The sequence below is a fragment of the Aquitalea sp. ASV11 genome (assembly GCF_016429185.1).
Classification (GTDB): domain Bacteria; phylum Pseudomonadota; class Gammaproteobacteria; order Burkholderiales; family Chromobacteriaceae; genus Aquitalea; species Aquitalea pelogenes.
Window position 1 is genome coordinate 1 of record NZ_JAELUD010000006.1, and the last position, 13,104, is coordinate 13,104.

A 13,104-nucleotide genomic window follows, 5' to 3' on the forward strand; every position below is an offset into this window, starting at 1 on the left:
GGTTCACCTTGCGGTAGGTGGGGTTGGACGGCATGCCGGTGGGCAGCAACGAACGCGCAGCATTGATGGCGGCCTGTACATCGCGCGCGGCACCGTTGATGTCGCGGTTGAGGTCAAACTGCAAGGTAATGCGGGTGGAGGCCAGCGAGCTGGACGAGGTGATTTCCGTCACTCCGGCAATGCGCCCCAGCGCCCGTTCCAGCGGGGTGGCCACGGTGGACGCCATGGTTTCCGGGCTGGCACCGGGCAGCTTGGCGCTGACCGAGATGGTGGGAAAATCCACCTGCGGCAAGGGCGACACCGGCAGCAGCTTGAAGGCCAGAAAGCCCGCCAGCAGGATGGCCAGCGTCAGCAACGTGGTGGCAATGGGCCGCCGGATGAAGGGCGCGGACGGAATCATGCCTCGGCCTCTGCCTTGTCATCGTCAGCGGCATGGTCAGGACGCCGCCAGCGTCGTGCCAGCCGGTCGAAGGCCAGGTAAATCACCGGGGTGGTAAACAGCGTCAGCACCTGGCTGACCAGCAGCCCGCCCACCATGGTGACACCCAGCGGCGAGCGCAATTCGGAACCCATGCCGCTGCCCAGCATCAGCGGCAGCGCGCCCAGCAGCGCCGCCATGGTGGTCATCAGGATGGGACGGAAGCGCAGCAAACAGGCCTGGTAGATGGCGTCACGCGGGCTCATGCCCTGCTCGCGCTCGGCCTCCAGCGCAAAGTCGATCATCATGATGGCGTTTTTCTTGACGATGCCGATCAGCAGGATGATGCCGATGATGGCAATCACCGACAGGTCGTTGCCGGACACCAGCAAGGCCAGCAAGGCACCGATACCGGCCGAGGGTAACGTCGACAGGATGGTGATGGGGTGGATATAGCTCTCGTACAGCACCCCCAGCACGATATACATGGTGATGATGGCCGCCAGGATCAGCCACAGCGTGTTGCTGAGCGAAGCCTGGAAGGCCAGCGCCGCGCCCTGGAATCTGGTATCCAGGCTGGCCGGCATGCCCAGTTCGGCTTCAGCCTGACGGATGGCCTCCACCGCAGGGCCCAGTGCCGCACCCTTGGCCAGGTTGAACGAGATGGTGGTGGTGGGGAATTGCCCCAGATGGTTGATGGTGAGCGCGGTCGGGCGCTGCTCGATGCTGGCCACCGTATCCAGCGGTACTGGTCCACCACTGGCGGTGGGCACGTAGATGCCCTTCAGCGACAGCGGGCCTTGCTGGTTCTGCGCGTCCACTTCCAGCACCACGCGGTACTGGTTGGTCTGGGTGAAGATGGTGGAAATCAGCCGCTGGCCAAAGGCGTCGTACAGCGCATTGTCGATAGCTGCGGTGGTGACGCCCAGCCGGGCGGCGGTATCACGGTTGATGTTCACATAGGCTTGCAGGCCCTTGTCCTGCAAGTCGCTGGCCACATCCGCCAGTTGCGGCAACTGGTTCAGCTTGTGCACCAGCTTGGGCACCCATTGCGACAGCTCGTCCGGATTGGTGGCCTGCAGGGTGAACTGGTACTGGGTGCGGCTGATACGGGTGTCGATGGACAAATCCTGTACCGGCTGCAAATACAGCGACATGCCCGGCACGCTGGCGGCACTTTGTTGCAGGCGGGCCAGCACGGTGCGGATATCATCGCGCTCGCCCTTGGGCTTGAGGTTGATTTGCAGGCGGCCGCTGTTGAGCGAGGCATTATTGCCATCCACCCCGATAAAGGACGACAGGCTGTCCACCGCCGGGTCTTTCAGCAAGGCCTGGGCCAGTTGTTCCTGCTTCAGCGCCATGGCGCTGAAGGAAATGCTTTGCGCTGCCTCGCTGCTGCCCATGATGGCACCGGTGTCCTGCAAGGGGAAAAAGCCCTTGGGCACCGCCACATACAGCAGCACGGTCAGCAGCAAGGTGCCCAGTGCCACCAGTAGGGTGAGCTTTTGCCGCTCCAGCACCCAGCCCAGCATCTGGCCGTAACGGGCAATGATGCGGTCGAAGAAGGCCCCGCTGGCATGGTAGAAGCGGCCCTGTTTTTCTTCCGGCACATGCTTGAGCAGGCGCGCGCACATCATCGGCGTCAGCGTCAGCGAAATGAAAGCCGAAATCAGGATGGACACCGCCAGCGTGATGGCAAACTCGCGGAACAGCCGCCCCACCACATCGCCCATGAACAGCAGCGGAATCAGCACCGCAATCAGCGAGAAGGTGAGCGAGATGATGGTGAAGCCAATCTGCTGCGAGCCCTTCAGCGCCGCAGCCATCGGTTTTTCGCCTTCCTCGATGTAGCGGGCGATGTTTTCGATCATCACGATGGCATCATCCACCACAAAGCCGGTGGCAATGGTCAGCGCCATCAGGGTGAGGTTGTTGATGGAAAAGCCGGTGAGGTACATCACGCCAAACGTGCCCACCAGCGACAGCGGCACCGCCACGGCGGGAATGATGGTGGCCGGCACATTGCGCAGGAACACGAAAATCACCATCACCACCAGGCCGATGGCCAGCATGAGTTCAAACTCGACATCCTCCACCGAGGCACGGATGGTGACGGTGCGGTCGCTCAGCACCTTCACATCCACCGCGCCGGGCAAGGTGGATTGCAGTTGCGGCAGCAAGGCCTTGATGCGGTCGGTCACCTGGATGACATTGGCCCCCGGCTGGCGCTGTACATTCAGGATGATGGACGGCGTCGTACCAGCCCAGGCTGCCAGCCGCATGTTTTCTGCCGCATCAACGACCTTGGCCACGTCCCTCAGGCGCACCGCTGCGCCGTTCTGGTAAGCGATGATGACATTCTGGTATTCCTCGGCCGACTTCAGCTGGTCGTTGCCATCCACGGTGGAGGCTTGCTGCGGGCCGTCAAAACTGCCCTTGGCCTGGTTCACATTGGCATTGCTGATGGCGGTGCGGATGTCCTCCAGCGTCAGGCCACGCGCGGCCAGTGCCTTGGGGTTGCTCTGGATGCGCACCGCAGGCCGCTGGCCACCGCTGAGGCTGACCAGCCCCACGCCCGGCACTTGCGACAGTTTTTGCGCCAGCCGGGTATCCACCAGGTCTTCCAGCTTGGTCAGCGGCAGCGTGTCCGAGCTGACCGCGATGGTGAGAATCGGGGTATCCGCCGGGTTCACCTTGCTGTAGATCGGCGGATTGGGCAGGTCGCTGGGTAACAGGTTACCCGCCGCATTGATGGCGGCCTGCACTTCCTGCTCGGCCACATCCAGCGTCAATTCCAGGCTGAACTGCAAGGTAATCACCGATGCCCCACCGGAACTGGTGGACGACATCTGGGTCAGGCCCGGCATCTGGCCGAACTGGCGCTCCAGCGGCGCGGTAATGGACGAGGTGATGACTTCCGGGCTGGCTCCGGGATATTGGGTCACCACCTGGATGGTGGGATAGTCCACCTCGGGCAGGGCCGATACCGGCAGCAGCTTCCAGGCCACCAGGCCGGTAAGCAGGATGGCCAGCATCAGCAAGGTGGTGGCCACCGGCCGCAGGATAAAGGGACGTGAAGGGTTCATGCCGTCATCCCGCGCTTAGTTGGCGGCAGAAGCGTGCTGGCGCTGACCGCCCCAGCTGCCACTGGCGGCATGCTGCTTGCCCCGGCCCTTGCCTTTGCCATTTCCATCGGCTGCATTCTGCATGGCCCGGTCGATCACCTTGATCTGCGCACCTTCACGCAGCTTGTCCAGGCCATCCACCACCACTTTCTGACCGGGCTTCACGCCCTCTTCGATAAGGGTGTTGTCACCGGATACCGCACCGGTTTTCACCTTGCTGATGCTGACGGTCTGGTCCGGATTCACCGTGTAGACATAGCTGCCCACCTTGCCCTGCTGCAAGGCGACGCTGGGGACTACGATTGCATCGGGCTGGTCGCCCAGTTGCAGGTGCACATTGACAAACTGGTTGGGGAACAAGACGGCATCCGCATTGGCAAAGCGCGCCTTCAGGTTCACCGTGCCGGTGGTGGTGCTCAGCTGGTTGTCGATGGCCAGCAGCTCGCCATCGGCCAGCTTGTGGCGGTTGTCACGGTCCCAGGCTTCCACCTGCAATTTGCCCTTGGCGGCACGCGCGGCAGCCAGCACCTGGCCAAGGCTGGTTTCCGGCACGGCAAACAGCACATTGATGGGTTGGGTCTGGGTAATCACCACCACGCCGTTGCTGTCGCTGGAGTGCACGATATTGCCCAGGTCCACCTGCCGCAAGCCGACACGGCCGGACAAGGGCGCGGTGATGCGGCTGTAATCCAGTTGCAGCCGGGCGGTAGCCACGGCACCCTGATCCAGCTTCACCGTACCCTGATACTGGGCCACCAGCGCCTGCTGGGTATCCACCTGCTGCTTGGCAATGGAGTTCTGCGCCAGCAGCTGCTGGTAACGGGTGAGGTCCAGCCTGGCGTTTTGCAGCAGTGCCTGGTCGCGCATCAGCTGGCCTTCGGCCTGAGTCAGCGCAGCCTGGAAGGGACGCGGGTCCAGTTCGGCCAGCAGCTGGCCTTTCTGTACCAGCTGGCCCTCCTCAAAATGCAGGGCCATCAACTGGCCATCCACCCGGCTGTGCACCGTCACCGTGTTGGTGGCCGTCACCGTGCCGAGAGCCCCCAGCTGCAAGGGCGCATCCTGCTGCATCACCGGGGCCACCGCCACGGCTACCGGGCCGCCACCGCGCTTGGGTGCGGCTGCATCCGGTGCGGCACTGCGGTGACTGCTCCACCACCAGCCACCAGCCGCCAGTGCCAGCAGTAACAGGGAAACATTGCGCAAGGTATGGGTGGATTTGGCAGGAGCGGCAGACATATTGGTTTTCCGGGAAAGGGCCAGCTTAAATTGTCAGCGGAGTCAGGATCGACAGGCCTGATGCAAAGCAGTAAACAGGCTGAGATGATAAGGAATCGCCCTGCCCTTGCCTATCGACAAGCTGTTTATAGTTGTTAATCGTCCGGCATCACGCAGGTCCTGGCGGACATGACGGACCAACAGGCAAGAAAAAGCCCACTCTGGTGAGAGTGGGCTGTGATGAACGGCCATCTGGCTCAGAACAGCATTTCCTTGACGTTTTCCACGGCATCCTTGGCAGCAGGCGCGTTGGGATCTTTCGCCGCAGGGTCGTCTGCCGCAGCATCAGAAGCGTTAGCGCCCGGAATGCTGCCGTGGTTGTCAATCTTCAGTTCCGGATTGGTCTTCTGGAATTCTTCGTAGTAGTACTCGTCACCACCACGCTGACCCGCACCCGGTTTCACCACGATGCCGGCAGGCACTGGCAGTTCCACTTCCGGCACGCCCTTGAGCGCATTGGCCATGTAATTCATCCACACCGGCAAGGCGGCGGTACCGCCATAACCATATCGGCCCAGCGAGCGCGGCTGGTCGTAACCCACCCAGGTGGCTGCCACCAGATTGGGGTTGAAGCCGACAAACCAGGCATCCTTCCAGTCGCTGGTGGTACCGGTCTTGCCGGCCAGATCCATACGCCCCAGGCTCATGGCCTTGGCTGCCGTACCGTAACGCACCACGTCCTTGAGCATGGAAGTCATGATGAAGGCATTGCGCGGGTCGATGGCCTGCGTGGCATTCTGGCCGGCCACCGCAGGCTGGGTCTTGGCCAGTACATGGCCGGACTGGTCCTCGATGCGGTCAATGAAGTAGGCCTTGATGCGGTAGCCACCATTGGAGAACACCGAATAGCCCTCAGCCATCTGCAGCGGCGTGGCCGCACCGGCACCCAGCGCCATGGTGAGATAGGCCGGATGCTGCTTGGGCGAGAAGCCGAAACGCTGGATATATTGCTGGGCGTAATCGGTTCCCAGCGCCATCAGCAAGCGTACCGACACAAGGTTTTTGGATTGGGTCAGTGCGCGGCGCAGGGTAATCAGGCCGGCAAATTTGCCATCGTCGTTCTTCGGTTCCCAATTACCGGTACCCGGCGCACCAGGCACGGTCAGCGGGGCATCGTTGAACATGGTGGATGGCGTCACGCCGCGTTCGATACCGGCCGAATAGATAAAGGGCTTGAAGGTGGAGCCCGGCTGACGCCAGGCCTGGGTCACGTGGTTGAAGCTGCGACGGTTGAAGTCAAAGCCGCCCACCAGCGACTTGATGGCACCGCTACGCGGGTCCATCGACACGAATGCCCCTTCGACATCCGGCATCTGTACGATTTCCCAGTAGCCCTTGTCATTGGCACGCACACGGATGACGGCACCGCGGCGAATCTGTTTATCCGCTGCCAGCTTGGGGTTGAGCGCACGGCGGGCAAACTCCAGGCCCGGCCCCTTGATGACCGCCACCTTGCCGCCGCGCAGGTAGGCACGCACTTCGGACGGGCTGGCAGACAGCACGATGGCCGCCTGCATGTCGCCACTGTCGCGAATTTCAGACAGTGCATCGTCCAGCACTTCGGTCTGGTCTTCCCCCTCTGCCGAGGCCAGATCGATATAACTTTCCGGGGCACGGTAACCCTGCTTGCGGTCGAAATCGATCAGGCCGGCACGCAGTGCGTCATAAGCCCATTGCTGGTGATGGCTGTCCAGCGTGGTGTAGACCTTGTAGCCCTCGGTATAGGCAGCATCCTTGTAGCGTTCGTACATGGCCTGACGGACCATTTCCGCCACGTACAGGGCCGGCTGATTGCCGTCAACACTGGCGCTGGCCAGATGCAGCGGCTCTTTGATGGCCGCGTCATACTGGTCCTGGGTAATGAAATTCAACTCGCGCATGCGGCGCAGCACATACTGCTGACGCAGGTGGGCACGCTCCGGATTGACGATGGGGTTGTAGGCGGAAGGTGCCTTGGGCAGGCCGGCCAGCATGGCCATTTCGGCAACGCTCAGGTCAGTGATGGGCTTGCCGAAATAAGCTTGTGCGGCAGCTGAAAAACCGTAAGCACGCTGCCCAAGATAGATCTGGTTGAAGTACAACTCGAGAATCTGATCCTTGGAAAGCGTATGTTCGATTTTGAAAGCGAGCAAAGCTTCATTAAACTTACGTGTGAAAGTCTTTTCACTGGAAAGAAAGAAATTCTTGGCCACCTGCATGGTGATGGTACTGGCACCGGAACGGGCATGACCGGACACCAGATTACCGACGGCAGCACGCATGACACCCATGTAGTCGATGCCGCTATGCTGATAGAATCTTTCATCCTCGGCAGCCAGCAGTGCTTGTTTCATCAGTTGCGGGACTTCATGGATACGGGCGAACGAACGGCGCTCTTCACCGAACTCTCCCAGCAACTGGCCATCTGCCGAGTAGACGCGCAGTGGAATTTTTGGACGGTAATCCGTCAGCACATCAAGACTTGGCAAACGCGGGTAGGTTATGATGATGGCAATGGCTGCAGCACCGGCTGCCAGCACGGCCCCACCAATGACCAAACCGGCCAGAATCGCAAGAAGTCGTTTGAACATAATTACAAATAGGCTTTCGGAAGAAAGCGGATTATAACGTCTTGTGAGAACTAGCAAGACAAACATTGACAGCGACAGTGCAAAAACTGTCGCACTAGACTATTTCGGGGCCTTAACTGATGCTATCCGACAAATTTCGGTTCAGTACGGACTGGCTGGATCAGCTTGGATTGGGGAAATCCAAGAATGTTCCTCTGCTGGGTCTTGATATCAGCACTACCTCGGTCAAGCTGGTAGAGCTGTCCAGATCGGGCAAAAACTTCCAGATCGAGCGTTACGTGATTGAAAACCTGCCCAAGGAAGCCGTTTCCGAAGGCAATCTGGTGGATATCGAAGGGATTGCCGAGACCTTGCGCAAAGCATGGAAGCGACTTGGCAGCCCGATCCGGAATGTCGCCATCGCCATTCCCACTTCGATGGCCATCTACAAAAAGCTTCTGGTACCGGTCAGCCAATCCGAGGACATGGAAGGCATGATCGAGTCGGAAGCCGACCAGATCATCCCCTTTCCGCTCGATGAAGTGAATCTGGATTACCAGGTGCTGGGCCCGTCCAGTAGCAGTCTGGATGACCTGGAAGTGCTGCTGTGTGCCGCGCGCAAGGAAAAAGTGGAAGAACGGGTGGCTGTAGTGGAAATGGCTGGCCTGCGCGCCCATCTGGTGGATGTGGAATCCTTCGCCATGATGACGGCCTTCGAGCAGATCCAGCAGCAACTGCCCGATCATGGCATGAACCAGACCTTTGCCCTGTTTGATATCGGTGCCAGCAAGATCCACTGCAATGTCATCCGTAACGGCCAGCAAATCTACTACCGCGAACAGATGTTTGGCGGCCAGCAACTGACCCGTGACATCCAGCGCCGCTACGGCATCAGTTTTGACGAAGCAGAAAACGGCAAACGCAGCATGGCGATGCCCGACGGTTACGAGTCGGAACTACTGCACCCGTTTGTCGACGCACTGGCGCAAGAAATCCAGCGCGCACTGCAGTTTTTCTACACCACGGTCAGCGTGTCGCAATACCTGCGCGTGGACTACATCCTCCTGGGCGGCGGCTGCAGCATGCTGTCCGGACTGGACGACGCCGTGGCCTCCCGCACACAGATCAGTACCATGATTGCCAACCCCTTCACCTCCATGGTGCAGTCCAGTTCGATCCGGCTGAAGGAATTGCTGCTGGATGCGCCTGCACTGCTCATTGCATGTGGACTTGCCATGCGGAGGTTTGACTGATGATCCGCATCAACCTCCTGCCGCACCGCGAGCAGAAAAAAGCCGCACACCGCCTGCGCTTCCAGCTGTTGCTGGGCAGTGCCTTTGGTGTCGCCCTGCTGATTGTCGGACTGAGCTATTTCGTTCTGGACACCCGTGAATCGCATCAGGAAGAACGCAACCAGTTCCTGCAAGGCGAAATTGCCAAGCTGGATCAGCAAATCAAGGACATCGGCGCACTCAAGAAGCAGCGTGACGACCTGCTGACACGCAAACAGCTGGTGGAACGCCTGCAACAGGGGCGTAATGATGCCGTACACATTTTCGACCAGCTGGTTCGCCAGACACCGGATGGCATCTATCTGAAGAGCTTCAGCCAGAGCGGCAACAACTTCAGCTTTAGCGGCTATGGCCTGTCCGGGGCCCGCGTGTCCAATTACATGCGTACCCTGGCACAGTCCACGGTATTCACCGAACCACAGCTGGTGGAAGTGAAAGCCTCCACTGCCAGCAACCAGCGCGTGAGCGAGTTCAGCCTGACCAGCACCTTCAAACAGACAGCCCCGGCTGCCAGCGCACCGCAAGGCCAGGTCGCACCGCAGGGAGCCAAGCCATGACCCTAGACGAGTTCCGCAACCTTGACCCCAAGGACATGCCCAACTGGCCCTTCCCGGCCCAGGTGTTCGTGGCAATCTTCATCGCCGTGGCCTTTTTGGGACTGGGATATTTCTTCGTGCTGAGCGACCAGCTGGACAAGCTGCACAATGCCCAGCAACAGGAAGAACAGCTCAAGCAAACCTTCGTCGACAAAAAGCGCCAGGCCATCAACCTGGAAGCGCTGCAACAGCAATTGAAAGAAATCCAGCTGTCCTTCGGTGCCCTGCTCAAACAGTTGCCTACCAAGGCAGAAATGGATGCCCTGCTGACCGAAATCAACCAGGCCGGCATCGGTCGCGGACTGCAGTTTGACCTGTTCCGCCCCAGCGGCGAGGTGAAGACTGCCGAAATGGCGGAAGTGCCGATCGCCATCCGCCTGACCGGCAGCTACAACGACCTGGCCGCCTTTGTCAGCGATGTGGCACAGCTCTCGCGCATTGTCACCATCGGCGACATCAAGCTGACTCCGGGCCAGGGCAAGGATGCTGCACGCATGACCATGGAAGCCACGGCCAAGACCTATCGGTCGCTGGAGCCGGAAGAGCGCATCGCAGCGGCACAGCCGCCGAAGAAGTGAGTGTGACTTCATGCTGAAAAAAACTTACGCCATCTTGCTGTGCCCGCTGCTGCTGACCGCCTGCAGTGGCAGCAATACCGATGACCTGCATGCCTGGATGTTGCAGGCCAGCCAGGGTTTGCGCGGTCAGATCGACCCCCTGCCCCAGGCACAGAGCTACCAGCCGTTTGCCTACAATGCGTTTGATCTGCCCGATCCGTTCAACCCGGTCAAGCTGCAAATGGCAAAACGACAGAACTCGGCCAACGCGCCCGACTTCAAGCGCCCGCGCGAACTGCTGGAAAACTATGATCTGGACAAGCTGAAAATGACCGGCTTGCTCAAGCGCAACAATATTACCTATGCCTTGATCCGCACTCCGGAAGGCAGTATCTACCGCGTGCAACCGGGTAATTTCATTGGCCCCAATTTCGGCCAGATCAAACGTATCAGCGATACCGAACTAGTACTTTCCGAGACCGTGGAAGATCTGAACGGAGAATGGGTACAACGCGAAACCAGCATGTACCTGGATGAACAAGGGCAGAAATAATGAAAAACCATTCAATCAAACTGTTGTCGGGGCTGGGTCTGTCCATTGCATTTTCCATTGCCCATGCAGCATCCATCACCGCGATCGACATCGCCCAGACCGATGGCGATGCCCAGTTGCTGCAGATCACCTTTGACGGGCCGGCCAGCAAGCCCAACAGCTTCGCCATTGCCAACCCGGCGCGTGTCGCCTTCGACTTTGCCGATACGCAGGTGAAGCTGCCGAAGAACACGGTTGAGCTGGGCAACCCCATCGTCAAGTCCGCTGTCGCGGTTGAGGCTAACGGCCGCTCCCGCCTGGTGCTGAACCTGGCACACAACGTGTCCTACAGCACCAGCGTCTCCGGCAACAAGCTGCTGGTGCGCATCAACAACAGCATGTCTTCCCCGCAGCAGTCGGCCACTTCGCAAGAACAGCCGGCCAGCACCGCTTCCGCTGCCGCCCAGGCCAGTGCGCAAGCTGCCGTGGCCACCACCCCGCTGGGTCTTGACTTCCGTCGTGGCCGTGGCGGCGAGGGCCGGGTGGAAATCAACCTGCCAACCGAGAGCACGCCGGTTGATATCCGTCGTGAAGGCAAAAACCTGGTGCTGGACGTGATGGGTGCCAATCTGCCGCGTTCGCTGGAAAAGCGCATGGATGTCAGCGACTTTGCCACACCTGTGGACAAGGTGATTGCCAGCAATCAGGGCCGCAACAGCCGTGTACTGATTCAACCGCAGGGTGACTGGGAATTCTCCTCCTACCAGACCGAACGCAAGCTGGTGGTGGAAGTACGCAAGGCCGTGGTGGAAAGTGCCAGCAAGAACGAGCTGAACAGCAAGCCGCAATACAAGGGCGACAAGCTGTCGCTCAACTTCCAGAACATTGAAGTGCGCACCGTGTTGCAGGTGATTGCCGAGTTCACCGGGCTGAACATCGTCACCAGTGACTCGGTCACCGGCAATATCACGCTGCGCCTGAAAGACGTGCCGTGGGATCAGGCGCTGGACCTGATTCTGCAAACCAAGGGTCTGGATCAGCGCCGCAATGGCAACATCATCAATATTGCCCCGCGTGAAGAGCTGCTCAACCGCGACAAGCAGATTCTGGAAGGCAAGCAACAGCTCAATGCGCTGGAGCCCATCCGCTCGGAAACCTTTGTCCTGCGCTATCGTTCGGCCGAAGACTTCAAGAAGATTCTGGATGGCAGCACCACCACCGCCGGCTCCAATGCAACGGGTAATAGCGGCGGCAACGGCCTGCTGTCGGCCCGTGGCAGCTTCATGATCGACCCGAAAACCAATACCCTGATCATCAACGACACCCAGACCGTGATCGACAAGATCCGCGATCTGGTGACCAAGACCGACATTCCGGTCAAGCAGGTGCTGATTGAAGCACGTATCGTCGAAGCCACCGACAACTGGAGCAAGAGCCTGGGGGTGAAACTCAATGTGGCACGCGCCAGTGGCGGTACCAGTATTGGCGGCTCGCTGGCTGATGCCACCACCAGCTTCAATATCGCTCGCGGAACGACTACTGGCACCATCCCTCTGACCTCCGGGGTAAACCTGGGCCTGTCCGGTACCTATAACTCCATCGGCGCCGTTTTTGGTGCTGGTTCGCGTGCCGCCATTGGCCTGGAACTGGATGCAATGGAAACCGCCGACAAGGGCAAGATTCTGGCCAGTCCGCGCATCATGACTGCCGACCGGGTAGAGGCCAGCATCGAACAGGGTACGGAAATTCCGTATCAGGAAGCCAGCTCCAGCGGTGCAACATCCGTATCGTTCAAAAAGGCCAACCTCAGCCTGAAAGTGACCCCGCAAATCACACCGGACAACCGTGTGCTGATGGAAATCCAGATCAACAAGGACAGCGTCAGCAGCACCTTGTTTGTCAACAGCACCCCGGCCATCGACACCAAGGTGGTGAAAACCCAGGTGATGGTGGAAAACGGCGGCACCGTGGTGATTGGCGGTATTTACCAGCAAACACTGGATACCACGATCAACAAGGTACCGCTGCTGGGTGACATCCCCTTCCTGGGCGCGCTGTTCCGCAGCAAGGTGGACAAGAACAACCGCACCGAGCTGCTGGTATTCATCACGCCGAAGGTGGTGGAAGACCTGAACCTGCAAAATCGCTGAACACTGGGCATCTGCGCGCATTTTGTCCTCTGCCCGCGCAGACAGACCCAGCCAGCATCAGCTACAATGCCTGCCATGGAGAACATGGCAGGCAATTTTTTTCTTGTCGGGCTGATGGGTGCCGGCAAGACCACCGTTGGCAGGGCACTGGCACGCAAGACCGGCAAGACCTTCTACGACTCGGATCATGAAATCGAGGCGCGCACTGGCGTTCGCGTTGCCACCATTTTCGAGATAGAAGGCGAGCTGCGCTTTCGCGACCGTGAAAGCAGCGTGATTGCCGATCTGGCAAAAATGAACAATATCGTGCTGGCCACCGGTGGGGGCGCCGTACTGCGTCCGGAAAACCGGGCCGAGCTGTCAAGACATGGCGTGGTGATCTACCTGCGCGCCTCCATTGACGACCTGCTGGCGCGCACCATGCACGACAAGAACCGCCCGCTGCTGCAAACCGCCGACCCGCGTGCCAAACTGCAAAGTCTGCTCGAGCAGCGCGACCCCTTGTACCGCGAAGTCGCCGACATCGTGGTTGATACCTCGCAACAGAACGTCAACCTGCTGGTCAGCCGCCTGCTCGACCAGCTGCATAACATTCCAGCCAAGACCTGAC

10 protein-coding genes are annotated in these 13,104 nt (G+C 59.8%); 6 read left to right on the forward strand and 4 right to left on the reverse strand.

Annotation, left to right across the window (positions count from 1 at the left end; genetic code table 11):
- From JHD62_RS03485 to JHD62_RS03500, 4 genes are all read right to left on the reverse strand, one after another.
- The coding region (locus tag JHD62_RS03485; protein ID WP_199101781.1) for an efflux RND transporter permease subunit at positions 1 to 400 on the reverse strand (400 nt) is incomplete at its 3' end.
- Positions 397 to 3,504, reverse strand: coding sequence for an MdtB/MuxB family multidrug efflux RND transporter permease subunit (locus tag JHD62_RS03490; protein WP_199101782.1), 3,108 nt, complete (start codon positions 3,502 to 3,504; stop codon positions 397 to 399). The genes JHD62_RS03490 and JHD62_RS03485, both read right to left, overlap by 4 nt.
- 15 nt (positions 3,505 to 3,519) lie before the next feature.
- Positions 3,520 to 4,779, reverse strand: a complete 1,260-nt coding sequence (locus tag JHD62_RS03495) for an MdtA/MuxA family multidrug efflux RND transporter periplasmic adaptor subunit (protein ID WP_199101783.1) — start codon at positions 4,777 to 4,779, stop codon at positions 3,520 to 3,522.
- Positions 4,780 to 5,015: 236 nt separating this feature from the next.
- Positions 5,016 to 7,388 carry a penicillin-binding protein 1A gene (locus JHD62_RS03500; protein ID WP_199101784.1) on the reverse strand — a complete coding sequence of 791 codons (2,373 nt, stop codon included), beginning with the start codon at positions 7,386 to 7,388 and terminating at the stop codon, positions 5,016 to 5,018.
- Positions 7,389 to 7,558: 170 nt separating this feature from the next.
- On the opposite strand from JHD62_RS03500, the gene JHD62_RS03505 reads away from it, so the two are divergent.
- The 6 genes from JHD62_RS03505 to aroK all read left to right on the forward strand — a co-directional run bounded on the left by JHD62_RS03505 (position 7,559) and on the right by aroK (position 13,103).
- Positions 7,559 to 8,620 carry a pilus assembly protein PilM gene (locus tag JHD62_RS03505; protein WP_233160600.1) on the forward strand — a complete coding sequence of 354 codons (1,062 nt, stop codon included), beginning with the start codon at positions 7,559 to 7,561 and terminating at the stop codon, positions 8,618 to 8,620.
- A complete protein-coding gene (locus JHD62_RS03510; RefSeq protein ID WP_199101785.1) occupies positions 8,620 to 9,216 on the forward strand; it encodes a PilN domain-containing protein in 597 nt (198 codons plus the stop codon). The genes JHD62_RS03505 and JHD62_RS03510 overlap by 1 nt, the downstream gene beginning before the upstream one ends.
- Positions 9,213 to 9,833, forward strand: coding sequence for a type 4a pilus biogenesis protein PilO (locus JHD62_RS03515; RefSeq protein ID WP_045847774.1), 621 nt, complete (start codon positions 9,213 to 9,215; stop codon positions 9,831 to 9,833). The genes JHD62_RS03510 and JHD62_RS03515 overlap by 4 nt, the downstream gene beginning before the upstream one ends.
- 10 nt (positions 9,834 to 9,843) lie before the next feature.
- Positions 9,844 to 10,365: a pilus assembly protein PilP gene (locus JHD62_RS03520; RefSeq protein WP_131357471.1), complete on the forward strand. Its 522-nt coding sequence runs from the start codon at positions 9,844 to 9,846 to the stop codon at positions 10,363 to 10,365.
- Entirely contained in the window at positions 10,365 to 12,494 is a 2,130-nt protein-coding gene (gene pilQ / locus JHD62_RS03525) for a type IV pilus secretin PilQ (protein ID WP_199101786.1), read from the forward strand. Before JHD62_RS03520 ends, pilQ begins: the two co-directional genes overlap by 1 nt.
- 66 nt (positions 12,495 to 12,560) lie before the next feature.
- The gene (aroK, locus tag JHD62_RS03530; protein WP_045847771.1) at positions 12,561 to 13,103 is read left to right on the forward strand and encodes a shikimate kinase AroK; all 543 of its coding nucleotides are present in this window, start codon (positions 12,561 to 12,563) and stop codon (positions 13,101 to 13,103) included.
- Position 13,104: the final 1 nt, after the last annotated feature.

Excerpts from the sequence above, each read along its gene's own strand:
- JHD62_RS03510 (WP_199101785.1), top strand. The coding sequence starts at position 8,620 with ATGATCCGCATCAACCTCCTGCCGCACCGCGAGCAGAAAAAAGCCGCA.
- JHD62_RS03515 (WP_045847774.1), top strand. The coding sequence starts at position 9,213 with ATGACCCTAGACGAGTTCCGCAACCTTGACCCCAAGGACATGCCCAAC.
- pilQ (WP_199101786.1), top strand. The coding sequence starts at position 10,365 with ATGAAAAACCATTCAATCAAACTGTTGTCGGGGCTGGGTCTGTCCATT.
- JHD62_RS03500 (WP_199101784.1), bottom strand. The coding sequence starts at position 7,388 with ATGTTCAAACGACTTCTTGCGATTCTGGCCGGTTTGGTCATTGGTGGG.
- JHD62_RS03490 (WP_199101782.1), bottom strand. The coding sequence starts at position 3,504 with ATGAACCCTTCACGTCCCTTTATCCTGCGGCCGGTGGCCACCACCTTG.
- JHD62_RS03520 (WP_131357471.1), top strand. The coding sequence starts at position 9,844 with ATGCTGAAAAAAACTTACGCCATCTTGCTGTGCCCGCTGCTGCTGACC.
- JHD62_RS03495 (WP_199101783.1), bottom strand. The coding sequence starts at position 4,779 with ATGTCTGCCGCTCCTGCCAAATCCACCCATACCTTGCGCAATGTTTCC.
- aroK (WP_045847771.1), top strand. The coding sequence starts at position 12,561 with ATGCCTGCCATGGAGAACATGGCAGGCAATTTTTTTCTTGTCGGGCTG.